Here is a 25,227-nt window from a genome sequence, read left to right as displayed (position 1 = left end):
TTAGCCCCTTTCGCTCCAAAGGTGCGAAAGCAATCATAACTCCCCGTCAAACGAAGGGAGATGATTTTGGGAAACTAATCATACCCCCTAGTTGGGGTTAAGGGGCTTGGTCGGGTCGTCCTTAAGCTTGGCGAGTTCTTCTATTTTGAGCATTGAGCCAATCAAAGACATCGTTGTAGCTCTTGCCATTATAAACTGCTTGGGAGTCACCGCCGTTGGTGGCATTGGTGGCCACCATACCTGTTAGGCCAGACCAGGTCTTGGCATTCTCGGTATTTTGGACACCGGTAACTTCATCATTGAGGAAGTAGACCCAAGACCAGTGGCCATTGTAGGTCGGATGATTGTCAAATTCACCAACGTTGGTTTCAAAGTAAGACAACCACTTATTTTGGCTACCGGCTTGTAAAAGATCCTTGTAGAATGGCAGGACATGGTTATCCACATTTAAGGTCGTATCGGCACGGGTCGAAATCATCCACATTGGTTGATTCCTCAAGGCACTAAGGGCGGTCGCATCAATGGTTTCATTGTTATTGCTGAGGTAGGTATCATAAGGAGCTGAGATTGGCACAAGGGCAGCGAAGTATCTTGGATAAGCCACGCCCATAGCTAGGGTCATGCCACCTCCATTTGAAACACCTGAAAGGTAAATCCGACTGGTGTCAATATCAGGATGAGCAGCAACATAGGAACGAATGGCTGCCATCAACTTGCTGGTATCATCCTTAGTCCAAGCTGTTGGACTTTGCAAGGCCAAGACATAGGCTCCTTTTTGAGCACCTGTACCTGTTGAAGTGAAGTGATTTTGAATAGAATCTTTAGTCAAATTAACCACACCACTAGCAAGGAGTGGAATATCAATATCTGTACCAACTTCACCGATACCATGAAGCCAGATAATTAATGGGTTCTTTTCACCAGCTTTGGCCTGACTTGGAGTGTATGCAGCGTATTGGTATTGCCCCAAGGTTCCACGCTCTGAGAAACGATCCGTATCTGGCAGAAGGCGATTATTGATAGCTTCCTGTTCAGAGTCAATAACCTGCTGGTTGTCTGAACCGTCAGCTTGAACCTGCAGACCTTCAACCTTAACCTTGTAGCTAGATAGCCATTGGTTGCGGTAGCTGGCAAGGTCAAAGGTGAAAGGTGAAGCATTCTTACTAGCATCCTCGCTATCATAAGGAACCGCTAATTCTAGGGTTACATAGTTACTGCTATCAAAATAGACAACATGACCGGACTCATCAGAAACATAGGAGTTGGTAATTTGTCTTTCAACTCCATTGGTCCAAATTTTCGCCCCACTATGGATAACCGCTGGCGTAACCTTCTTATCAAATTGTAGGATGACCTTAGAAACCGATGGTCCAAATTCATAACTGCTTACGACAATGCTGGACTTGACCGTCTCAACCTTATCAAGGGCCACAGCAACCCCGTCATCATCAAATTGATAGGTGATACCATTGATAACACGGCTGGTATTCTTGACCAAATCACCTGTGTCAGCTTCATAGTAATGATTGGCACCATCAAATTCGGCAAAACCTCCCTTGAGCTGGCTACCATCTTCATTAAAGTAGAGGTCTTGACCATTAATCTCTTGAGCACCCGTCACGGGAACACCATCTGAATCCAGGTAGTACCACTTGCCAGAAACTTGGACAAAACGGTTTTCCCATTGGGCACCGCTGTCCTTATCATAATAATGGTGCTTGCCATTATTATCGGCCGCAAAAACACCTTTAGCCTGTTTGCCAGTTTCAGGGTCAAAGTAGAGGTTTTGACCATTGATTTCTTGAAGGCCTGCGACACGAGCACCGTCTCCACCATAATAGAACCAAGTCTGATCATCTTGGCCCATACGGAAGCGGTTAACCCACATATCCCCAGTATCACCGTCAAAATAGTAAACCTTGCCATCAATTGTGGCTTCCTGGCCCTTGACCTGCTTACCGTCTTGAGCAAAGTAGAGCTCCTGACCATTGATAGATTGGCGACCAGTCACATTGTTTCCATTATCATCAAGATAATACCAATTACCTTGGCCGTCATCCACAAAGGTATTGCGATAAGTAGGCTCGCTGGTTGCTGACTTAGCCAGAGCTAGTTTGGCTGGACTAGCTGAAGCATTGGCCTTGGTCGCAAGCTTGGAGTCTGACAATTCCGAATCAGAATTTGCCCCCGAACTAGCTTGGTCAGTGTTTAAGTTAGTTGTCCCTTGGCTAGCATCAGTAGCTTGAGCCAAATCCGCTTGGTTATTCGCATTAACCTCACTGGTTCCTGCCGAAGTAGTCTGATCTTGCTGACCTTCTCCTTCACTTGAAGCAAGGGCACTCTGAGCACTATTGGCTTGGTTACTATCAACTTGGACCTGATTAGCATCCGCCTGAGTCTGGTTGACCTCTTGCTTGTTGTCCTGACTGGTCAGCTGATTGCCATCTCCTTGTTCCGTGCTACTGGTCTCATCAGCCTGAGCAAGACCGGCAGTACCCGTCAGAAAGGCGGCAAGGGCAACAGAGGCCAAGCCAAATTTTAACTTACGAAAACTGTAACGTTGGTGTTTTTCCAATGGCATAGAATCATACCTCCTTGTAATTCCTGTCATTTTAGCATATTTTACCAGTTTTAACAATTTTTAAGAGAGATTTAAGCGATTTTTTCATCTACTTTCAAAGCCCTTACAATTTTTCTGACTTATGACAAGTTAGTAATAATCCCTGCTGAGTTTTCTTGGCAAACCTTTCAAGGAACTAGCACTCAAGAAGGAAGTTGGTAGAAACGCAACTTACAGCTGCTAAGAGAGAAGGTCGTTCACCCTATCATCAAGATGATCATTACTAATCCCTAGCCTTTAGCTGAACTTTGCCTAGCCTATTAAAAAAAAAGCCGAGCAGAAATCTCGGCTCAGACCTTTTGGCCATGTCTCCGATAATAGAGATAGGAAGCAATGATGGGCAGGGTCACCATGACAAAGACCGTGCCAAAGAAAACCCAGACAAAGGCCAGGTTAAAGAAGCCGTCAATCAAAATGACCAAGCCACCTAAAACCCAGAGAAAGCCTGCCAGACGACGACCATAGTTCCAGGCTCCATTATCATTCAGGTTCCAAGGAAAACGCAAATCACCCCTAGAATTTTGGCGAATCTTTGGTAGGTAGTTGCCTATCACGATGAAGAAAAAACCAAAGGCTAAGCCAATAGTCAAGGCTGTATTAACGGGATATCCTAGATTTTTTCTGTACATATAGACCGCAAAAAAGGTCGAAATAAAGGGAACAATAGCATAGGTTAGGTATCTTATTTTGAGACTAGTTATTTGTGCCTTAGGATCGCGGTTAGTTAGGAAGATAGCCAAGAGGTGGGGCCCCAGTAAAAATAAGGGAATGATGAAGATGACAAAAGGCTTTGAAGCCCACCTATCCGCCTGAACAGTTGGACCAAAGTGAGTGGCCATTCGATTGGGCAGGTCTTGCCAAGCATAAAGACCAAATAAGATGGGTAAGAGGATAATAGAGCTACTTGCAGCTAGCAATTTTTTATTAACTTTCATGATGATCTCCTTTCAAATCAGCCAACCAAACCATGACCTCTTCTAAGACGGAAGCATTGAGGTCATAGTAGATAAAATTCTTCTCCTTGGTCTCGACAATCAAGTCTGCCTCTCGTAAGACCTTGAGGTGGTTAGAAATGGTGGCCCCTGTCACCTCGAAATGGGCAGAGATCTCACCAGCCGACAGGCGCCCCTTTTTTAAAAGATTGAGAATCTCTCGTCGAAGCGGACTGGACAGGGCCTTAAAAGTATCAGCGAAGCCCATAGGCGGTCCTCCTTTCTTTGTTTAGAAGGTAAATGGCTAAGACAAGTAGAGGAAGGCAACTAATCAGGCCATTTAGGAAAGGACCAAGAATAAGATGATTGGCCTTTAGGGCAAAGAGAGTGGTAAAGGAGGCCCAGCCATTCAGAGAACCATGCAAAAGGGCAGCTGACCAGATTGAACCGGTCTTTTCGACAAGATAGCTCAGGCAAACACTTAGACCGAAACAAAATAGAAACATGGCTAGGATTCCCAGCCACGGCTGATCAGCATAGGCTAAGCCGTAATTATAGCCTTGTAAGTTGATGGGCAAATGCCAAAGGCTCCAAATCAAGCCGATCAAGAGATGAGCTGACCAAGGACTGAACTGCTGTTTTAAAGTGGGAAAAAGATAACCCCGCCAACCGATTTCTTCTCCAATAGCCACAAAAGTATTGATAAGGGGCCCAAGGGTTAAAACACGAAAAAGACTGCTGAGAATGATTAGGGAAGCTGGTACTCCGGCTTTTTTAGCAAGGCTAAAGACAGACGAACTGAGAACAAACTCTTTCGGAAAAGCCAGAAAATAGAGCAAATAAGCCAAAACGGTCAGTATAGCTGGTCCCCACAAGGCTAAGAGAAAATAACCCCAAGATTCTCTGAGATGCAAACGAAAGTCTGCACCCAATTCAACCTGTCCCTTGCTAAATATTCTTAAAACTAAAAAAGCCAAGGCTGGAGCAAACATAGCTAAAACTAAAACCAGAACGTTCAAGCCTCTTCCCATGAGATAGGCTATTAACCAAATTCCCCAAGCTAGGCCATAAGTCAAACCTATAAATATTAAGATTTTTTTCATAGCAAACACTTCACTTCTATTTAGATTTATTTCTAAATAGATTATATAACGCCGGCTCAGAAAAAACAAGAACTATTTAGAAAAAAATCAAAACAGTTCCTGCTTTTAGAATTTTTGAAGTCCTTAATCATTTAAGAGATGGGACCTAGTTTCCTTTATCTGCACAAGACTGGTTTCCAAATCCACTGGAATTTCCTGACCAGTTTTAGGATTTTTAGCAAGCAGCAAATAAACCTTGTCACCCTCCTTGAGTTTGAAGAAAGATGTTGGCAGATGATTATCATTGACCAACTCCCAAGTGTCAAAATCATCAAGAACTAGGCGGTAATTTGTTTTATCATAGCCAGATCCCCCTTCATCACTCATATGGACCTTGTAGGACTCCCGCCTTGTCAAAGTCGCCTCACGAATCTCGTAGGAACTCGTCTTGGAAAGACGGAGAATCTGGAATTGATAGCCAAGGTTTTTCGTTGTGGTAATTCCAACAACTAAAAATATAAGGCCACTAGCCAGACCAATCATTAGGAGAATCAGTCTCTTATACCACTTATTCTGACCTAGAAACGAGTGACTCTTAAAAATTTGCCTCAATAACCAAGGAAAATAAATAAGGCCAGAGGAGCAAAGAAGGAAGATTGACAAAAAATAAGAGGTGAGATTACCCAAGTAATAAGCCCTGGTATAGCTAACTCCAAAGGTTATTGCATGGGGCAGCTTGAAGCGACCATCAAAGGCCAGCCCATTCAAATAGCTGGCTAAGGGACCAGTGTACCCCTTGGAAAGCCAGGACCCCAAGAAATGAATCAAGATAAAAAGATAGAGGGAGAGCGAATAGAGGAAGAAAAATAGATGGAGCAAAATTTGCCTTACTTTTTTAGTCCCTTGAGCCATCTTAATAGCTCTAGCTATCTCTCTCAGATTAGAAAAAGGATTAAACAAAGAACGAAGAAAAATTTCCCAAGTCATGATAGGCAACCTTTCATTGATAAGGACCAAGAATCTCAAACTCTGATATGAAACACATAGGTCGATTATAGCATAAGTGGGGAGCTTGTAAGAAGGGAAAACTAGGATTTTCGGCCACCCTAGTGGGGCCGACACTAAGAAGTAGCTAGCTACCGTTATCCACCAGGACACAGGAAAAGGACGACCGAAAATGTCGTCCTTTGGGAGTTAGTGAGGGAGCTAGTCAATTCGCCAAATCAATTGACGTTCGCCACCAAGTTCTTTAGAACTTAGGTGAAAAAAGAGTACAACACGGAGCCAAAGCAATCGATAACATTGCTTTGGTGGAGTTAGTAAGGGGATTAGGTAGTCACCATAGAGACTACCATAGTGGAACTGGCACAAAACGTGCCTAGTGCCACTTATCGCGTTACATCTTCTCTTCCAATTTCACATCTGGATACTTGTCGGCAAACCAGCGGAGGGCAAAGTCGTTTTCAAAGAGAAAGACGGGTTGGTCAAAGCGGTCCTTGGCTAGGATATTGCGACTGGATGACATCCGTTCATCCAAGTCCTCTGGCTTAATCCAGCGAACCGTCTTGGAGCCCATAGGCGTCATGACCACTTCTGCATTGTACTCGCCTTCCATCCGATGTTTAAAGACCTCAAATTGCAGCTGACCAACAGCCCCCAGCATGTATTCACCTGTTTGGTAGTTGGTATAGAGCTGAATGGCTCCTTCTTGCACCAATTGCTCAATTCCCTTGTGGAAGGATTTTTGCTTCATGACATTTTTAGCGGCCACCTTCATGAAGAGCTCTGGGGTAAAGGTCGGCAGGGGTTCGAATTCAAACTTATTCTTACCGACCGTCAGGGTATCGCCAACCTGATAGGTACCCGTATCATAAACCCCAATAATATCGCCAGCGACCGCATTTTCAACATTTTCACGGGACTCAGCCATAAACTGGGTGACATTAGAGAGCTTGGCTCCCTTGCCAGTTCTGGTCAGATTGACTGACATACCTCGCTGAAATTCACCCGAAACAATCCGCACGAAGGCAATCCGGTCCCGATGGCGGGGATCCATATTGGCTTGAATTTTAAAGACAAAGCCTGAAAAATCCTTATCCAGAGGATCAATTTCTTGTCCATCTGTGGTCTTGTGTCCATGCGGTTCTGGGGCAAACTCCAAGAAGGTATCTAGGAAGGTTTGTACACCAAAATTGGTCAGGGCAGAGCCGAAAAAGACGGGGGTCAGTTGACCCTCTAAAATAGCTTCCTGCGAGAATTCATTCCCAGCTTCAGTCAGGAGTTCAATATCCTCCTTGGCTTGCTCATAGAAGGGATTGTTGACAAAGAGACTATCACCATCAGCAAGCTCAGCAAAGCGCTCCTGACCCTTGTAGAGCTCCAACCTCTGGTTGTGAAGGTCATAGAGACCTTCAAAGGCCCGTCCCATCCCAATTGGCCAGTTCATGGGATAAGAGGCGATACCAAGCACTTCTTCTAATTCTTCTAGAAGGTCAAGGGGTTCACGCCCATCTCGGTCCAGCTTATTGATAAAGGTAAAAACAGGAATGCCACGGTGCTTGACAACTTCAAAGAGCTTCTTGGTTTGTGCTTCAATCCCCTTAGCCGAATCGACAACCATGACTGCCGCATCAACAGCCATCAGGGTCCGATAGGTATCCTCGGAGAAGTCCTCATGCCCTGGGGTATCTAGGATATTAACCCGTTTACCAGCATAGTCAAACTGCATGACCGAGGAAGTTACCGAGATTCCCCTTTGCTTTTCAATATCCATCCAGTCAGACTTGGCAAAGGTCCCTGTCTTCTTCCCTTTGACAGTTCCAGCCTCGCGAATTTCACCGCCAAAGTAGAGCAACTGCTCGGTGATGGTCGTTTTCCCAGCATCGGGGTGGGAGATAATGGCAAAGGTCCGCCGTTTTTTAATCTCGTCTTGTAAGGTCATTGTTTTTCCAATCTCTTTATCTTGAATTTGCAGAGCCAGCCACTAGAGACAAGCCCCAGAAGCAACGCCCCGCACAGCCCTTCCATTATAGCTAAAAAGGAGGCTGAAAGCAACCAAGCGCAAAGGCAAGGCAAGGACACCAAGCGCAAAGGCAAGGCACTACTGAAGATTCTGGGTTATAGTCATTGTACAACGTTCCAGCCAGCAAGAGTCTTTCGACGGTCAGCAATAGATACCAGGCTAGGTTCAGTCCACACCAGAGAAGTATTCTATTCCAGAACGTTAAAGAAGTCCCAGTCAACTAGATAAAATAAGAGGAGCTTCTGCCCCTCTTATGACTTTTTCTTATTTTTAGCTACTGTACTTAGAAGTTAGGTTATAGGTTTTACCTTTATCGCTAGAAATAAAGGAGAGGCCGACATAGTCAAGATGGGAATCATCCGATTCATAGTCTGCATAGCTTACGTGTAAGCCATAAATAATGTCCTCTTCACCATAGAAATATAGGGTATAGTAGGCTGTAGATAGCTTGGGATGCTTGCTTTTGACGTCTGTCCACTTTGTACCACCTTGGCCTGTTTGACTGTCACCTTCCTTCAAAGCATCATAGTCTTCTTTTTTCCAGTCAGACTTATAGTCGCTTGAGGTGCTAATATCATCAGCATCAAAGTTACCCGTACCGCTGGATAGAATAAACTTCCCATTATACTGCTTTTCAAAGCTCAGAGTTACTCTATTATTACTTCCTTTTTTACTATCTTTATAGACCATACGTAAACCGTCACCAGTAATCTGTGCTTCACTAGCTTTACCATGTTTTTTAATGACATCGGCAACGGAGTCTGATTTAGCCTTCAAATCCTTAAACTGACTTTGTTTCCAATCAAATTTATAATTTTTATCAATGTAATCATTGACGTCAGTACTATCGTCCTTAACTTTTTCCTCTTTTTTACTACTTGCAGGGCTATGATTGCTGGACGGCTTTTCTGCTACCTTAGTGAAAACCGCAACACTGCTGACAATAAGGGCTAAAAGAGCCAAGGCTGTCGCAATAATAGACAGGATCTTCTTTCCCTTAAAGTTCACAAACATTAAGATGGCAGCGAAAACCAATCCTAAAACAGAGAAAATTAGGAAGTAGGGAGCCGAGATGAAGAAGCCCAAAATCATAAAGGTGAGGGACAAGACCATTGAAACAATAGGTAAAATCAGGCTTAGGACAAGACCGGATCCACTTGACTTAGCGGCTCCTGGCTGACTAGGCTGACCTTGAGGAAAGTTAGGGCTGGACTGGAAAGCAGGCTGACCTGGCTGAGGTATTTGCACTTGATTATTGAAGGCAGAAGGTTCTTGAGCGACTTGAGCTTGCCCCGGGTTGACCTGGGCTTGACTTAACCCTTTATCCAAAGGGACTTGGGTCGGTTCAAGAGCCGAACCAGCTCCTGCTTGAAGTTGAGCAAGTTGCTGTGACGTTTGGGCCTGATTAGAAGACTGCTCACCCACAGATGGTCCTTGGGCCTCATTATTGAGGATTGAAGCAATCTGGGTCCTATCGAAGTTAGTGGCCTTTCCTTTCATAAATTCATCCGCAGAGGGTTTACGACCAGCCACCGACTCAAATAATTTCATCCAATTCTCACGGTTGTCAGCCGGATTAGACTTGGCCTCTCCAACCGCTGCTTCTTGGTGGGCTGGACCTGGTGTTGGAGCCACTGAGAAAGCGGAAAGGTCAAAACCATTTGCCATAGCCTGGCTATATTCAGCTGCTGTTGGCTTGCGCCCCATCGCCGCTTCGAAGGACTTTACCCATTCTTCTTTGGTTGCCATATTACGTTGTCTCCTTAAGCATTTTTAGTTCCTAACTCCTAGGCAAGCTTTTAATAAAATTCTAGCCAGCTCAGATGTCAGCTACTTCTTATAATAGCCCTATTTTAGCACGTTTTCTCTCTCCTTGTAAAGTTCTCTTAATGGAAATTTAATCTGATGTCTCAGTCAGAAAGGAGATTTCAAGCCCAAACAAGCCGACCTGACTAACATCAAGAGGCGAAAAAATTGATGACAGCCAAATATCACTTTTTGAAGCCTCAAAAAATTTTCGAAAGCTGTCCATCCCCCTAGACTCAGGTTGTTTGCTCATAAGTGATGAAACTGATTTTTTTGATGAGACTTGAAAATTAAAAACTCAAGCTTTAGAATATTAGGAAGAATCCGTAACCCCTTACAAAATTTCTAGACCAGCTAGGAGGGCCCAAAAATGTTAATGATTTTACTCTTTCAACGATTAGGAATTATCATGATTTTAGCCTTTCTTTTGGTTAATAATAGCTATTTCCGCCAGCTAATTGTCGAGCGCTCTAGGCGCGAGACCTTGGCCCTAATCATCATCTTTGGCATCTTCGTCATTATTTCCAACCTGACTGGTATCGAAATCAGAGGTGACAAAAGTTTAATCGAGCATCCCATTTTAACAACCATCTCCCATTCGGACTCCTTAGCCAATACCAGAACCTTAGTCATTACTACAGCCAGCCTCGTTGGTGGCCCTCTGGTTGGAACCATTGTCGGTATTATTGGTGGTGTTCACCGCTTCTTCCAGGGAAATTTCTCGGGACTCTTTTATATTTTTAGCTCTGCCTTGGTTGGCTATATCAGCGGACGCTTGGGAGATTACTTCAAGGGAGTAAAGCTCTACCCTTCAACGTCAAAGATCATCCTCATCAGTCTCATCGCTGAGTCCATTCAGATGGTCTTTGTGGGGTACTTTTCTGGTTGGGACTTGGTCAGATTGATTATACTTCCCATGATGCTCCTCAATAGTCTGGGGTCAACGATTTTCTTGACCATCCTCAAAACCTACCTCTCCAATGAAAGCCAACTCAAGGCGGTACAAACAAGAGATGTTCTGGATTTGACACAAAAGACCCTTCCCTACCTGCGTCAAGGTCTAAATCGGTTCTCAGCTACCAAGGTTTGTGAGATTATCAATGAGCATACTAATTTTGATGCTGTCGGCCTGACCGACCAGACTAATGTCTTGGCCCATATTGGTGTTGGTCAGGACCACCACATTTCAGGCCAGCCGGTCAAGACCGACCTCTCCAAGGCGGTTATCCAGACTGGTCAGCCCCAAATTGCCCTTGACCGTGGAGCAATTTCTTGTCCAGAGCCTGGTTGCTTGCTCAATTCCGCCGTTGTTGTCCCCTTAAAAATTAACGATAAGACTATCGGCGCACTCAAGATGTATTTTGCTGGCAATAAGAAAGTGAGTGAGGTTGAGAAAAATTTGGCCCTGGGTCTAGCTCAGATTTTCTCTGGCCAGCTAGCCATTGGTATCGCTGAGGAGCAAAATAAATTGGCCAGCATGGCTGAAATCAAGGCTCTACAGGCTCAGATCAACCCCCACTTCTTCTTCAATGCCATCAACACCATTAGCGCCCTCCTGCGTATCAATGCCGATAAGGCTCGCTATGCCCTCATGCAACTCAGCACCTTCTTTAGAACCAGTCTCCAGGGAGGGCAGGAAAGAGAAATTACACTCGAGCAAGAAAAGTCTCATGTTGATGCCTATATGAATCTGGAAAAACTCCGCTTCCCAGACAAATATCAGCTGGATTATCAGATTTCTGTTCCCGAAAAAATCAAACTTCCCCCCTTTGGACTCCAGGTTCTAGTTGAAAATGCCGTCCGCCATGCTTTTAAGGATCGTAAAAAGGACAATCGCATTAGTATTGAAGTCAAAGAAGAAAATAAGGGCTACAGGGTCTCTGTCAGCGACAACGGTCAAGGCATCTCACCAAAGATTATTGATAAATTGGGGCAAGAGATTGTTTCTGAATCTAGTGGCAGTGGGACGGCCCTGGTTAATCTCAATAATCGCCTCAGCCTACTCTATGGCAGTGACAGTCAGCTCCATTTTGATTGCGATAAGACTGGGACAAGGGTCTGGTATTTAATTCCTAAGAGAATAGGAGATAATGATGATGAAAATTCTAATCCTTGATGATGAAGTGCTGGCAAGACAAGAACTAGCTTACCTCATTGAACACAGTCAGGTCCTGGAAAATCCGGAGATCTTTCAGGCAGAAGACATTGCCGGGGCCGAAAAAATTCTCTTTCGCCAAACCATAGATATCCTCTTCCTTGATATTTCACTCAGTGAGGAAAATGGTTTTAGCCTGGTCCAGCGCCTGCAAAAGTTAGCCCACCCTCCTTTTCTCATTTTTGCGACAGCCTATGATAACTACGCTGTCAAGGCCTTCGAAACCAATGCAGCAGATTATATTCTTAAGCCTTTTGAACAAGAACGCATTGACCAAAGTCTGAAGAAAGTTCAAAATATCCGCCAGCTAACACAAAAGCCAGAAAAGACTGTTGAGAAAAAGACTGTTGAGCTCCTGAGCTTGGCCCTAGCCGATCGCAGTGTCGTTCTTAAAGTACAAGAAATTGTTTCAGCCAACATTGAGGACGGCCTCCTCAGCGTTAGCACCGAAAGCCATAGTTACCAGGTCAAGAAAACTCTCAACTGGTTTAAACAAAGAGTCACGACAGGTAACTTCCTCCAAATTCATCGCAATACCGTTGTCAATCTGGAGATGATTCACGAAGTCCAACCCTGGTTTAATCACACCCTTCTTCTGGTGATGAAAAATGGTCAAAAATTCCCAGTCGGTCGTTCATATCTCAAAGAACTCAATGCCCATCTCACCCTCTAATTTTTGAAATTCATCAGTTGGTCCAAATCATACTCTTCAAAAATCAAAACTATCCAGCGTTAACTCACTTTGCCGTACCCAAGTACTGCCTGCAGTTCGTTGCCTTGACTATTTTTGATTTTTATTGAGTATCATTTGTCATTCGGAAGTTGAAATTTGCTTTTCAGCTTCTTTTTTTTGCATTCCAAGTAATTTTTGGAAACGCTTCCTAAAAATAGCGTTAAAATATACTTGTCAATAAAAAGAAGCTATTAGCAAGTAGGAGGAAAGCAATTATGAAAAATAGTCAAAAAACAGAGCAAAAAAAATCGGCACCAATTTTTATTCAGTTGTCCATCTATGCCACCATCTTATTGGTTTCGCAACTGATTTCTGATTTGCTCCCTAAATCGTTGCCAATTCCTTCTACGGTAATTGGTTTAATCCTTATGTACCTACTCCTGACCAGCCACCTAATTAAGCTAGAGTGGGTTGACTCGCTAGCCAGCCTACTGATTAGTATGATTGGCTTTATGTTTGTTCCCTCTGGAATTTCATTAGCCGCTAACCTAGGTATTATGAAGGCAGAGGGCCTCCAACTGGTCATCGTCATCTGCCTGTCAACCATCATCATGCTGGTAGTAGTGACCTATGTGACCTCCCTTATTTTAAATTTGGAAGGGCATAAATCAAAATCCCTAACGACGAGCTTTAAACTCCGTCATTCTCACTCGGCTAAATGATTAAGAAAGGTTAGGAAAAGAAAATGGAATTACTCAAATCCCCCATCTTTGGCATCTGTTTCTCGCTAATCCTCTATACTCTGGGAACCTATCTTTTTAAGAGGACCGGAGGTTTCTTCCTCCTACAACCCCTCTTTTTCTCAATGGTCTTGGGTATCGTCCTCCTTTACCTAATGGCAAAAGGACTAGGTACCGATATAAAGACACTCTATACCCAAAACTACAAACCAGGGGGTGACTTAATCTTCTGGTTCCTAAATCCGGCTACTATTGCCTTTGCCATTCCCCTCTACAAGAAGAATAAAGTCGTCAAAAAGTATTGGCGCGAAATTATGAGTAGTCTAGTCCTTGGGATGGTATTCTCGGTCCTTACCATCATGGCCATTTCAAAATTATTCGGTCTTAGTTCTGCTGGGACAGCCTCCATGTTGCCACAGGCTGCCACTACTGCTATCGCCCTACCTATCGCCCATGCTATTGGAGGCAATACTGCCATTACAGCCATGGCCTGCATCCTCAATGCCGTTATCATCTATGCCCTTGGTCACAAGCTAGTCAACTTCTTCCGTCTTGACCGCAGTGAAATTGGGGTTGGACTTGGCCTAGGAACATCTGGCCATACCGTTGGTGCTGCCTTTGCCCTAGAATTGGGTGAAATCCAAGGAGCTATGGCCGCTATTTCAGTCGTCATTATCGGTCTAGTCGTTGACCTTGTGGTACCAATCCTTGGCCATTTCATGATTTAAGTCAATCAAAAATCCATGCTTGATACTTAATACTCAATGAAAATCAAAATTGGCCAAGGCAAGGAGCAATGACATCAAGTCACTAATGTGACTGATGTCGCAGTAGGTGTCTGCTGCGCCACTTCGTGGCACAGCAGACAGCTAGTCACCCTTGCTGGGGTAGTAAGACAGTCCGGTGGACTGTCTTAGCCGACACCTTAAAATAAAAAGGTGTGAGGTGACGAAGGGTTTTGACAGCTGTCAAAGACCTTCTGTCTTACTCCCAAACGGCAATCGCTATGGAGATTGCCTAGCTCCCTTACTAACCTCACAAAGTTGGTGAAATCGACCAACTTTGCTCCGCGTCGCACGAACTGCAGGTAGCTCAAAAGGTCTGGGAGACCTTTTGAGGTTGGAAATAGGGAAAGCTTCGCTTTCCTCAGTAAGTACGGCAAGGTGAGTTAAGGATGCGACATGGAGTAAAAACTATCAATGTTACAGTTTTTATGAAATTAGTCAGGGATATAGAAAACTACACGTAGTTTTCGTAGTCACTCTAATGAGAAATCATAGAGTGACTTAATCCGTGGGATAGTTTTGATTTTTGAAGAGTATAACCTATTGGAAATCTTTAAAAGCCTTATGGATTTTTGAACTAATAAAAAGCGAATGATAGGAGCCTTTAACAAGAACTTCTATCATTCGCTTTTTCTTTTTATCAGATGCTTCTTCCAAAGTCCACTAGAGGGAGCTACTGATTAGGGGCTTGATCATCATTGGTCTGGTCCGAATTCTCGGTTTGCGAGGCATTAGCATCCTCAGCCTGGTTTTGGTCCTGACCCTGATTAGAATCTTGATTTTGATTGGCATCCTGATTTTGGTTATTATCTTGATTCTCCTCACCGGACGGATTAGAGTCCTGGTCGGAAGAGACTTCTGAACTATTGTCGCTGGTCTGAGCGTTATCACTCGTCGCAAAAATTCCCACTTCCATGTCGACAATTTTATTGTCCTTGAGACTTCCCTTAATCTTATCGTAGTAAGGGAGCTTCTTGTCAATTTGTGACAGGGGAACTCGGACCGTATTGCCATCTTGCATTTCTAGATTGAGCAAGTCAGGAGTTGTCTTCGAATCCGCCAAGGTGATAACCTTAATCTCTGAAATCAAGGCTTTATCCATCTTGGTCAATTTTTTAATCAGACTGGACAGATACTTGCCATTTTTTAGATTGATGGTGGTAAATTTGTCAGGTAAGTCTGTAGCTTCAACACTATCAAGACGGGTTCCACTCTCTAAAATTGGCACATAGCCCTGGTCAGTCTGGGCATAGGCGACAATACTATATTCCTTAACCTTGATGGTGAAGGTGAAAGGAAAACGGTAATCCACCTGGGCTGACTTGACCCAGACATCATTTTTACTAACGGACTGGGCCAATTTCGAGCGATTAAAAATTGTCGCCAGGGTATAATCACTGTCTTTGAGACCAGAAGCCTTTAGAACCGACTGGCTATTGGTGCGATTGGCCCCATCCACCGTCACCTGCTTAATCTTACTCAAAGGCGTCAGCATGTAAATGGCTAAGAGAATCCCCAGGAAAGCAGGTAGCAAGATACTGGTCATCCGTCGCTTAAACTTGGTTGACTTAGTCTTAGGCTTTCTCTTCTTAGGAAGAGGCTTGACCGGAGGCTGCTTGACGGACTTGCCCTTCTTGTTGGAGATGGTCTTGCTTGAGTTAGCCTTCTTCTTTGGGGAGTTCTTCTCCCTTTCAAACCCATCCTCTCTTTTAGTAGAATTGGCCTGGAGACGAGCTCGCTTTTTATCTGCCAGCTCTTTTTTGAGCTTCTCCTGCTCCTTTTTCTCTTTTTCCCTTTGCTTCAAAAAGTCAAGATTGCGTTTCTGCCACTCGGTCAGAGGAGCTTGCTCTTGCTTTTGATTTTTTTTATCTTTTGATTTTTTCGCCAAGATTTTCTCCTTTTAGACAAAAACGAACTGGGAGTCTTGATTATTTTTTGGGGGCAATAGCCGAGCTTAATAGTTGATAGAACTCATCAGGTGATTTGAGTTCTGTCGTCTCGGCCATGGCAGACCGGTAAGTGTCTTTCTTGGCCAAGACCTGATCAAGTTTAGCTTCCAGATTTTCCAGAGTCAAATCAGGTTCCAAGAGTTGGACAGCATATCCCTTCTTTTCAAAATAGGCTGCATTTTCCAACTGATCGCCCCGACTGGCTTCCCTGCCCAGAGGAACAATAATGTGGAGCTTTTGCATGGCCAGCAGTTCAAAAATCGTATTGGAACCACCGCGAGTGATAACCACATCCGCCAAGTTCATCAGGGGTTGGTAGAGGTCAGTCACGTAATCAATACGGTAGAGATTTTGGCTGAGACCGTTGAGACTCTTATCCCCAGAAATATTGATAACATTGTAGGACTTAGTCAGATTGGGATTATTGCTGATAAAGTCATTGAAGACCTTAGCCCCAGCAGACCCCCCAATAAAGAGCAGGGTTCGCAAATTTGGATCAAAGGCAGCTTTAACTTTCTCGATTTCTTCTGGTTCTGTGTCTTCTTGCTTGGACTGATTGACCTTGGTAATGGCCCCCACATGCTGGGCCTTGGTCAAACTTTTGCCCTGGTCAAAGGTAGTAAACATCCTTGTCGCAAATTTGTAGGCAATCCGATTGGCCAGCCCCATGGAGAGGTCTGATTCATGAACGAAGACCGGTACTCTTAACAACTTAGCTGCCACAACAGGAGGAACCGAGACAAAGCCTCCCTTAGAAAAGAGGGCCTGGGGTCTGATTTTGGCAATGATTGCCAAAGATTGCAGGACACCCCAAGCAACCTTGAAGACGTCTAACATATTCTGAAAAGAAAAGTAGCGGCGCAATTTTCCTGTAGCAATGCTATGGAATTTGACATCCAAGCCTGACTTGGTCAGTTCCTGATGCTCAATGCCATGTTTGTCACCAATATAGTGGACTTCCCAGCCATCTTTTAAAAACTTAGGAATGAGAATGAGGTTAAGGGTGACATGGCCAACGGTCCCACCACCAGTAAAGACGATTTTTTTAGCCATGCTTACTCTCCCTTTAAGCCTTCAAAGGCTGCGATAAAGTCATCGCCCCGCACTTCAAAATTCTTATACATATCCCAGGAAGCGTTGGCAGGGCTGAGGAGTACAACATCGCCAGATGCGGCCTCTTCAAAGGCAATCCGAGTAGCCTCCTTGACATCCTTAGCCTCCAGATAGGGAACGCCAGCCTTATCCGCTGCCCGTTTCAACCGTGGAGCTGATTGGCCCAAAATGACCATTTTCTTCAGCCCAGTGATATCTGGCACTAATTCGTCAAATTCATTGCCTCGATCCAAGCCACCAGCAATCAGGATGACCTTGCTATTGTCAAAGCCAGATAGAGCCTTTTGGGTGGCCAGGATATTAGTGGATTTAGAATCATTGTAGAAGGCAACGCCCTGGACTTGCCCTAAGGATTGCAAACGGTGCTTAACCCCACCAAAACTTGCCAAGGTCTCAGCAATCACTTCATTAGCAATTCCAGACAGCTTAGCAACGGCAATGGTTGCTAGGGCATTTTCAACATTGTGACTGCCTGGCACGCCGATAGAATCAGCCGCCATGACCTGTTCACCTTTGAAGTAGAGATAGCCTTCCTTGAGATAGGCCCCGTCCACCTCTTCCTGGGTTGAAAATGGGACAACTGTCGCCTGGGTCTTAGTCGCCAAGTCTTTGGCTAAGTCCTGATTAAAATTAAGAATTAGGTAGTCATCAGCAGTCATCTGATCTTGCAGGTGCCACTTGGCTGCCACGTATTCCTCAAAAGTTCCATGGTAGTCAATATGGGTTGGCATAAGATTGGTAATGACAGCCATATGGGGATGGAAGGTCTCAACTCCCATCAGTTGGAAGGAAGACAGTTCCATAACCAGCGTATCCTGGTCTGTCGCCGTCATGGCTACTTCTGAAGCTGGAAAACCAATATTTCCTGATAGGAGGGCTGATTGGCCTCCTGCATTCAAGACATCAGCAATCATGGTTGTTGTTGTTGTTTTCCCGTTGGACCCTGAGATACCAATAATGGGACTTTCAGAAATCCGGTAGGCCAACTCTACCTCGGTGTAGACTGGGATACCTTTTTCCAAGGCCCTTTTTACCATGGGGTTATCATAGCGAATCCCTGGGTTCTTAATCATAACCGCAAAATCTTCGTCAAGGAGTTCAAGGGGGTGGTGACCACAGATAACCTTGATACCTTCTTCAAGAAGTGCTTGGGCCGAAGGATTTTCCTCAAAAGGCTTGCCATCATTAACAGTCACAATAGCTCCTAATTTTGATAAGAGGCGAGCTGCAGCCTCGCCTGAACGGGCTAGTCCCAAGACCAGCACCTTCTTGTTTTCAAAGTCTTTAATCGCTTTCATATAAGTCCACTTCCAACTAGTATAGTTCCCTTTATTTTACCCTTAATCAGCCTCTTTTTCAAGCCTAGCATTAGGGTGAGGTGACCCCTAAGTGCTAATGCACTTGGAGCTAAATACCAGCCTCCAAAGTGAACTGGCTTTCTCCTCCACTAGTGCAAAGGGGCTGGCAAAATCGAACAAGCTATTGCTATGCCATAGCAGACAAGGTCGACCAGCTTTTCCCTTCAAAGCGGGAATAAAATCTACTAGAAGAGATTTCTAGGTCCCAAACTAAGTCTTAAATTTAGAGCTCTAAAAAAGAAGCCCTGAGGCTCCTTTTTAGGCTCTAAAATGATTGACAAGGTAATCCTTTAAACCAACCAGAAGTTTGCGGTGCTTGTTGGGCCGGCTTGAGAGGTCTAGGACATCCCGCAGGCTAAAATAAGCTAGTCCCAGCATAGCTAAGGCCACAAAGACTTCGGGAGGCGATTGAATCAATTTAACAAAACCAAGAATCGACATGACCAGCAGAACTGCAATTATTCCCATGGTCGAAATCATATTCATGGTATTTTTTACGGTCTTAGGAGCCGCAAAGAAATAATAGATGGCAATCAAGATGGCCACAAATAAGTAAAACATTGCTTGACCCTCCTAAGGAAAAATTGACTAGGACTTGGAACTGGCAAACCTCGGTCTAAGACTCTTAGCGATTAAGCAAAAGCTAGCTAGTCAAGGGCCGTTAAGTCACCTAGCACAGGCCTGCTAGTCTATGCCTTATTCAGCCGCTGCCGCTTTTTTCTTTTTGTTGGCCTTATCGCGGGCTGCCTTGTTCAGGATTTGCTTACGCAAACGGATAGATTCTGGCGTTACTTCCATATATTCATCATCGTTGAGGAATTCCAGAGACTCTTCCAAGGTCAAAATCCGAGGTGTCTTGATAACAGCCGTTTGGTCCTTGGTTGCGGAACGGACATTGGTCATCTGCTTAGCTGTTGTAATATTAACCCCAAGGTCATTGTCGCGGGCATTTTCCCCAACAATCATTCCTTCATAAACTTCGGTACCTGGGTTGACGAAAATAGTTCCCCGTTCTTCAATCCGCATGATGGAATAGGTGGTTGCCTTACCATTATCGATAGAAACCAAAGCCCCACGGTGGCGACCAGAAATTTCGCCAGGAACAACTGGCAGGTATTGGTCAAAGGTATGGTTCATAATACCGTAACCACGAGTCATGGAAAGGAATTCTGTTGAGTAACCAATCAAGCCACGGGCTGGAATCAGGAATACCAGACGGGTTTGGCCATTGCCAACCATTTGCATATCCAACATATCACCCTTACGCTCAGAAAGGGATTGGATGATAGACCCTTGGTATTCTTCAGGCGTATCAATTTGGACACGTTCGAAAGGCTCGCACTTGACCCCATCAATTTCCTTGATGATAACTTCGGGACGAGAAACTTGCAATTCATAGCCTTCCCGACGCATGGTTTCAATCAGGATGGACAGGTGCAATTCTCCCCGACCAGAAACAATCCATTTATCAGGGGAATCTGTTGGGTCAACTCGCAAGGAAACATCGGTCTGCAATTCAGCCAAGAGACGTTCTTCAACCTTACGAGAGGTTACCCATTTTCCTTCACGACCAGCAAATGGAGAGTTATTAGCCAAGAAGGTCATTTGCAGGGTTGGCTCGTCAATGTGCAGAATTGGCAGAGGTTCAACCGCATCGGTTGGGGTGATGGTTTCACCGACGAAGATATCTTCCATACCAGACACGGCAATCAAATCACCGGCCTTAGCTTCCTCGATTTCCCGACGTTCAAGACCGAAGAAACCAAAGAGCTTGGTAACACGGAAGTTCTTGGTGGTTCCGTCCAATTTAGACAGGGTAACTTGGTCACCGACCTTGATTTTACCGCGGAAGACACGGCCGATACCAATCCGACCAACGAAGTCATTGTAGTCCAAAAGTGAGACTTGGAATTGCAGGGGTTCGTCAGAATTATCTACTGGAGCTGGAATGTGGTCAACAATGGTATCAAAGACGGGAGCCATAGTGTGCTCTTGATCCGCTGGATTGTCGGACAGAGATGAGGTTCCATTGATAGCTGAGGCGTAAACTACTGGGAAGTCCAATTGCTCGTCATCAGCACCCAACTCAATGAAAAGTTCCAGTACTTCGTCAACAACTTCTGCTGGACGAGCAGCTGGCTTGTCAATTTTATTAACCACCACGATTGGGGTCAGGTTTTGTTCCAAGGCCTTCTTCAAAACAAAACGGGTCTGGGGCATGGTTCCTTCGTAGGCATCTACGACCAAGACAACCCCATCAACCATCTTCATAATCCGCTCAACTTCACCACCGAAGTCGGCGTGTCCTGGGGTATCCATGATATTGATACGGGTACCATTGTAGGCCACAGCTGTATTTTTAGCCAAGATAGTGATGCCACGTTCTTTTTCCAAATCATTGGAGTCCATAGCTCGCTCTTGCAACTCCTTACGCTCATCCAAGGTGTGGGATTGCTTCAAGAGTTCATCAACAAGAGTCGTTTTCCCATGGTCAACGTGGGCGATAATAGCAACATTACGAATATCTTCTCTAAGTTTAATCATGTTTTCCTCGATTACATTTATAATATTTCAACCTTTTTATTATAGCATGAATTCCCCTAAAAATCAGGCCCTAAGCCATGTAAACGTTTTTAGAAAACCTGATGAAATTTTATTTTTAAAGATTAAAAGAAAGTCAAAATCTTGACCCTCTCTGCTAGCAATTTGTCGAATAGGAAGATTAATCAGGATAAACCCATTTAAGATTAGGAGCTAGCTTAGAAATTTCAGCATACAAGTCGTTGAAATTAGCACCTGCAACTCGGCTGAGTGAAATACTCGTAATTTCCTTGTCTTGGAGGTCGTCAAAATAGAGAAACTTCCTCAGACGAACCCCTCTAGTAAAACTATATAAACTATTTTCATAACCTGGGATAACCTGGGATAATTTGAATGTCATATCGAATCTGCTTAAGTGAACTATAGGGAATACTGATGGGCTTACTAAAAAGTCTGGGTTTAATCTCAATAAATCCTGGGTTAAGTCTGAGTGAAAAAGGCTCTCGATAATGAGCCCAGGCCAATCCAATAGACAAGAAAAACAAAAATCCAAAAGCTATAGTCATTTGGCCAAAGTCCTGATTTGCTTTAGCTAGTCTTTCTTGCCTAGATTTTTCAAACCAAGTTTTTTCGTTCTCAATACTGCTATTATAGGTATCAACTACTTGTTGAGCATCCTCTTCTTTTCCCCCCATTGACTTAATTAAACCCTTAGTGGCGGAGTCTGCTGACATCTTGGGACGTTTACTGACCCACTCTTCATCGGGACTTCTATAATTTTGATTGCTCTGTTGGATAAAATTTAACTGAGCTAACCCGAAGAGTCCTACAACTAGAAGTATCCCACAAAGAAAGAGTTCTCGCATGTAACTTACTTTATAAACCTTCATATCCTTCTCCTAATCATACCTTCCTTTTTTTCTCACTTTTCTAATCCTTATGCACACCCTTTTTGACTAGGATCTCTAGTTCTTCCAGGCGCTTGGCGAAGACCTGAAAGGCTGCCTCTAGGTAGTCGGGTTGGGTCATATCCACTCCCGCCTTGACAATGACTTCCAAGGGATAGGCTGAACTGCCAGCCTTGAGGTAGTCCAGATAGCGGTCCTTATTGGTCTGGTCACCATGAACAATTTTCTCAGCCAGACAGCTGGCTGCCGCAAAGCCTGTCGCATATTGATAGACATAGAAATTGTAGTAAAAATGGGGAATTCGAGCCCATTCGTACTGAATCTCTGGATTGTCTTCCTTAGCTAGACCATAGTAGGTCTGATTGAGGTCGGCATAGAGGCCATTGAGATACTGGCTGGTCAAAACTTCCCCTTTAGCATCGGCCACATGGATGGCCTGCTCAAATTCCGCAAACTGGGCCTGACGAAAAACCGTCCCCTTGAAACTGTCCAGATAATAATTGAGCAGGGCAAAGCGTTCCTTGTCGTCCTTGGCTTCCTTAAGCAGGGTCTCGGTCATGATATTTTCATTGGTCGTCGAAGCAATCTCAGCCAAGAAGATAGAATAATCTCCGTAGACATAGGGCTGATTTTCTCGGGTAAAGGTCGAATGCATACTGTGGCCCATCTCATGGACCAGGGTGTAGAGATTGTCCAGGGTATCCTGCCAGTTGAGCAGGATAAAAGCCTTGGTATCATAGGCCCCACCTGAATAGGCTCCTGATCGTTTTCCCTTGTTAGCCTCAACATCAATCCAGCGCTGGGTTAGAATCTGGTCTACTCGTTCTTCATAGGCAGGACCAAAAATTGATAAGACCTGCTTGGCCTTGGCCTTAGCCTCTTCGTAGCTATAGGTCATGTCTAACCTTGAAAGGGGCGTGTAGACATCGTACATCCTTAAGTCATCTAGTCCCAAAATCTCCTGACGGACTTTCATATAACGCTGCAAAAGTGGCAGATACTTGTGAACCGTCTTAAGTAGGGTTTCATAAACCGCTTGGGAAATGTGATTGGCTTCCATGGCAGCCTGGCGAGCAGACGAATAGTGACGAACCTTGGCTGAAAAATTATGGCTCTTAACAGTTGTCGCCAGGGTCTTGGCATAGGTGTGTTGAAACTGCTGATAGATACTATAGTAGGCCTTATAAGCCTCTTGACGAACCCTTCTGTCTTTTGATTCCATCAGAGTGATAAAGTTGCCGTGAGTCAGCTCAACTTCCGCTCCTTCCTCGTTCAAGACACTTGGAAAGGACACATCCGCATTATCCAAAATTTCATAAGTCTCAGCTGCCGCCCCCAAAACCTCTTGGGCATTGGCTAGGAGTTCTTCTTTTTCTTGACTGAGAACATGAGCCTGTTGAGAAAAAAGCTCATCAAAGAAGTGCTCATAGGTAGAAAGCTGGGGCTCCTCCTGCAAGAATTCAGCAAACCTACTCTCACCTAAAGCCAGAACTTCTGGCTCATAGAAGGCAAAGACCTGACTGTATTTGGCAGATAGACTAGTGGCCTTGGCAGCTAATTCCTGGTAGGTTGCTAGGGTCGTGTCCTGGTCATTTTTCATAGAAGCATAGACATAGACCTTCTCCAGACGGCGGGCCAAATTCAAATAAGTCTGGGTTACCACCAATAAATTATGGGCTGACTGAGCCAAACGCCCTGATAGGCCTTGAGCCTGTTTGATCGCCTCAGCTAAATCCTGATATTCAGTTTCCCAGTCTTGGTCGCTGGCAAAAACACTGGTCAAATCCCATTTATATTTTTCGTCAATATGAGCACGATTATCTACCATTTTTTGCTATCTGTCGCTGAGTACTGTCCCCTGCAACAAGATTCTCCTTCTTTATTTTTTCTCCTATTTTATCATAAAAAATTGGTGAATAAAGAACCTGCACTGCCTTATTTTCAGCAAGCTGATAGTAGGCCAAAAACTTTTTCTCAAAAGCCGCCAAATCTCCTTCAATTTGGCAAAAAGAACCCTTAGGAGGCCTAAGCTGGGGATAATAATCAGCCAGGGACCGAGCCAGAAGATTTTCCCCTTGCTCATAGGCCTGGGCTTGACGCTTGAGCCACTTGGGATTTCTGCCATAAAGCTGGCGCTGAATATAGGTCAACAGGTTCTGGTCCATCTCAACCTCGTAGGAAGCTAGCCCCTGTCTGACATAGGGCTGGCGCAGAAAAGCCAAGCAGTTGCCAGAAAAGGGACATTCCTTGACCAAATAATGAACCCTTCCATGCCAGTCCTCATAAATCAGGTACTTGAGCCGTAAACAAAGCCTCTCCAAATCCAACTCCCAGAGATGAAAACCCATATTGGCGGAGAAATAAAGGAAATCCTTTTGCAGGGCGGTTAAAGACTTGCCCAGCCAGAGCTTTTTACCCAGAAGCCAACGGACCTGAAAACCATGGGAGCGATAAGCCTTGGTCCGATCTGCCAACTTCTCTTTAGACAAGGAGGAACATTGAACTTCTAGAGCCAACTTATCATTGACCAGAAGGTCAGCCACCTGTTGCAGGTCTGGAAGAACCACTTCCACCCTGACCTGACAGACCGGCTTGAGCGAGCGATAAAGAGCTGCCTTGAGACCTAGATGCTCCTGGCCCTCATTCTCCCAGAAAAATTGACAGTCTGCTAAAGACAAATGTGCAAAATAGGGTCGCTTGATTTTCCCCTTTCTCAAAGTCACCTGTCCCCCACAACCAGGACAGCAAAAAGGCCCCTGACCATCCTCGGGCAGACCTTCCAAAAGTGATATCAAATTTCCTTTCCTATCTCGAGCAAGCAGCATAGACCATTCCTCCTTTTGAAAAGAATCTCATCTATTTGTTCGGGAAAGGAAATTAAAAAAACATCGCCAGCAACGATGTTTCAACAATTTTATCATTTTTAAAATTTTACTAACCCAACCGCTCTTTGAGCTTTTCCACAAAAAGATAGGCAGCGGGGCAAATCAAGGTATTCTGGATGGTCAGGTGGTTGATTTGATAAATCTTCTTGCGGTCGGTATGAGGAAATTCTCGACAGGCCTTGGGGCGCATTTCATAAATGGAGCAGAGATTATCCTTCCCTAAGAAAGGACAGGGCATGGACTGAAAAACCTTGTCCCCATCCTCATCAGTCCGTAGGTAGGTGCCTTCAAAAACCGACAGTTTCATCCGAAAAGCCTTGGAAATCCGCTCAATATCAGCCTCGGTAAAGAGTGGACCCAAGCTCTTACAACAGTTGGCACACTGCCTACAGTCAATTTCCTCAAAGACCTCAGTATGAATCTCCTGAACCAGCTTATCCAAATTCTTGGGAGCCTTCTTTTTCAAGCTGGCCAAAAACTTACGGTGCTCCTTTTGCTTTTGCTGAGCCAAATCTTTATAGTGTTCAATGTCAATTACCATGCTTATCGCCTCGACTTTCTTGCTTTTATTATAGCAAATCTCAACTAGCCTTTGAAAGGTTGAATCAGTACTGGCATTTGACTTTTTTTAGGGGATATTGTAAACTATCTATGACTA

Annotated in this window: 20 protein-coding genes and 2 pseudogenes; 4 read left to right on the top strand and 18 right to left on the bottom strand. The window is 44.5% G+C overall.

Annotation, left to right across the window (positions count from 1 at the left end):
• Positions 1-121 precede the first annotated feature (121 nt).
• The 8 genes and pseudogenes from DYE66_RS04845 to DYE66_RS04815 form a co-directional block, all read right to left on the bottom strand.
• Positions 122-2,074, bottom strand: a pseudogene (locus DYE66_RS04845) (prolyl oligopeptidase family serine peptidase); the annotation flags it as partial.
• A 408-nt stretch (positions 2,075-2,482) separates the two neighbouring features.
• A pseudogene (locus DYE66_RS11175) lies at positions 2,483-2,581 on the bottom strand (YSIRK-type signal peptide-containing protein); the annotation flags it as partial.
• 329 nt (positions 2,582-2,910) lie between these two features.
• Entirely contained in the window at positions 2,911-3,555 is a 645-nt protein-coding gene (locus tag DYE66_RS04840) for an SdpI family protein (RefSeq protein ID WP_019788349.1), read from the bottom strand.
• Entirely contained in the window at positions 3,545-3,820 is a 276-nt protein-coding gene (locus DYE66_RS04835; RefSeq protein WP_115324979.1) for an autorepressor SdpR family transcription factor, read from the bottom strand. Before DYE66_RS04835 ends, DYE66_RS04840 begins: the two co-directional genes overlap by 11 nt.
• Positions 3,807-4,655 carry a type II CAAX endopeptidase family protein gene (locus DYE66_RS04830; protein WP_167410113.1) on the bottom strand — a complete coding sequence of 283 codons (849 nt, stop codon included), beginning with the start codon at positions 4,653-4,655 and terminating at the stop codon, positions 3,807-3,809. Before DYE66_RS04830 ends, DYE66_RS04835 begins: the two co-directional genes overlap by 14 nt.
• Before the next feature lie 123 nt (positions 4,656-4,778).
• Positions 4,779-5,621, bottom strand: coding sequence for a hypothetical protein (locus DYE66_RS04825; protein WP_115324978.1), 843 nt, complete (start codon positions 5,619-5,621; stop codon positions 4,779-4,781).
• 409 nt (positions 5,622-6,030) lie between these two features.
• Positions 6,031-7,575, bottom strand: a complete 1,545-nt coding sequence (locus tag DYE66_RS04820) for a peptide chain release factor 3 (RefSeq protein WP_019788009.1) — start codon at positions 7,573-7,575, stop codon at positions 6,031-6,033.
• Between the two features lie 351 nt (positions 7,576-7,926).
• Positions 7,927-9,405: a hypothetical protein gene (locus DYE66_RS04815; RefSeq protein WP_115324977.1), complete on the bottom strand. Its 1,479-nt coding sequence runs from the start codon at positions 9,403-9,405 to the stop codon at positions 7,927-7,929.
• A gap of 427 nt (positions 9,406-9,832) precedes the next feature.
• On the opposite strand from DYE66_RS04815, the gene DYE66_RS04810 reads away from it, so the two are divergent.
• The 4 genes from DYE66_RS04810 (at position 9,833) to lrgB (ending at position 13,758) form a co-directional block, all read left to right on the top strand.
• Complete coding sequence (locus tag DYE66_RS04810; RefSeq protein ID WP_115324976.1) at positions 9,833-11,578, top strand: LytS/YhcK type 5TM receptor domain-containing protein; 1,746 nt, start codon at positions 9,833-9,835, stop codon at positions 11,576-11,578.
• Positions 11,559-12,290, top strand: coding sequence for a LytTR family transcriptional regulator DNA-binding domain-containing protein (locus DYE66_RS04805; RefSeq protein WP_115324975.1), 732 nt, complete (start codon positions 11,559-11,561; stop codon positions 12,288-12,290). The genes DYE66_RS04810 and DYE66_RS04805 overlap by 20 nt, the downstream gene beginning before the upstream one ends.
• Before the next feature lie 275 nt (positions 12,291-12,565).
• Positions 12,566-13,012, top strand: coding sequence for a CidA/LrgA family protein (locus tag DYE66_RS04800; RefSeq protein WP_115324974.1), 447 nt, complete (start codon positions 12,566-12,568; stop codon positions 13,010-13,012).
• A gap of 23 nt (positions 13,013-13,035) precedes the next feature.
• Positions 13,036-13,758, top strand: coding sequence for an antiholin-like protein LrgB (gene lrgB, locus DYE66_RS04795; protein ID WP_115324973.1), 723 nt, complete (start codon positions 13,036-13,038; stop codon positions 13,756-13,758).
• A 730-nt stretch (positions 13,759-14,488) separates the two neighbouring features.
• Here the strand turns inward: lrgB and DYE66_RS04790 are convergent.
• From DYE66_RS04790 to DYE66_RS04750, 10 genes are all read right to left on the bottom strand, one after another.
• Positions 14,489-15,703 (bottom strand): cell division protein FtsQ/DivIB, encoded by a 1,215-nt coding sequence (locus DYE66_RS04790; protein WP_019788193.1) that lies wholly within the window; start codon positions 15,701-15,703, stop codon positions 14,489-14,491.
• Between the two features lie 40 nt (positions 15,704-15,743).
• On the bottom strand, positions 15,744-16,817 hold the full coding sequence (locus tag DYE66_RS04785; RefSeq protein WP_115324972.1) for a UDP-N-acetylglucosamine--N-acetylmuramyl-(pentapeptide) pyrophosphoryl-undecaprenol N-acetylglucosamine transferase: 1,074 nt from the start codon (positions 16,815-16,817) through the stop codon (positions 15,744-15,746).
• A gap of 2 nt (positions 16,818-16,819) precedes the next feature.
• Complete coding sequence (gene murD, locus DYE66_RS04780; RefSeq protein WP_115324971.1) at positions 16,820-18,175, bottom strand: UDP-N-acetylmuramoyl-L-alanine--D-glutamate ligase; 1,356 nt, start codon at positions 18,173-18,175, stop codon at positions 16,820-16,822.
• Positions 18,176-18,493: 318 nt separating this feature from the next.
• Positions 18,494-18,796 carry a DUF3165 family protein gene (locus DYE66_RS04775; RefSeq protein ID WP_115324970.1) on the bottom strand — a complete coding sequence of 101 codons (303 nt, stop codon included), beginning with the start codon at positions 18,794-18,796 and terminating at the stop codon, positions 18,494-18,496.
• A 135-nt stretch (positions 18,797-18,931) separates the two neighbouring features.
• Positions 18,932-20,779 carry a translational GTPase TypA gene (gene typA, locus DYE66_RS04770; RefSeq protein WP_115324969.1) on the bottom strand — a complete coding sequence of 616 codons (1,848 nt, stop codon included), beginning with the start codon at positions 20,777-20,779 and terminating at the stop codon, positions 18,932-18,934.
• A 178-nt stretch (positions 20,780-20,957) separates the two neighbouring features.
• Positions 20,958-21,176 carry a hypothetical protein gene (locus DYE66_RS10980; protein WP_244914165.1) on the bottom strand — a complete coding sequence of 73 codons (219 nt, stop codon included), beginning with the start codon at positions 21,174-21,176 and terminating at the stop codon, positions 20,958-20,960.
• Positions 21,139-21,666, bottom strand: a complete 528-nt coding sequence (locus tag DYE66_RS10975) for a hypothetical protein (protein ID WP_244914164.1) — start codon at positions 21,664-21,666, stop codon at positions 21,139-21,141. The genes DYE66_RS10980 and DYE66_RS10975 overlap by 38 nt, the downstream gene beginning before the upstream one ends.
• 40 nt (positions 21,667-21,706) lie before the next feature.
• Positions 21,707-23,512, bottom strand: coding sequence for an oligoendopeptidase F (pepF, locus tag DYE66_RS04760; RefSeq protein WP_115324968.1), 1,806 nt, complete (start codon positions 23,510-23,512; stop codon positions 21,707-21,709).
• Positions 23,502-24,509: a competence protein CoiA gene (locus DYE66_RS04755; RefSeq protein WP_115324967.1), complete on the bottom strand. Its 1,008-nt coding sequence runs from the start codon at positions 24,507-24,509 to the stop codon at positions 23,502-23,504. Before DYE66_RS04755 ends, pepF begins: the two co-directional genes overlap by 11 nt.
• Before the next feature lie 109 nt (positions 24,510-24,618).
• Positions 24,619-25,110, bottom strand: a complete 492-nt coding sequence (locus tag DYE66_RS04750; protein WP_002999820.1) for a YkgJ family cysteine cluster protein — start codon at positions 25,108-25,110, stop codon at positions 24,619-24,621.
• Positions 25,111-25,227 lie beyond the last annotated feature (117 nt).

Source organism: Streptococcus downei MFe28 (assembly GCF_900459175.1).
GTDB lineage: Bacteria > Bacillota > Bacilli > Lactobacillales > Streptococcaceae > Streptococcus > Streptococcus downei.
This window is presented reverse-complemented; position numbering and strand designations above follow the sequence as displayed.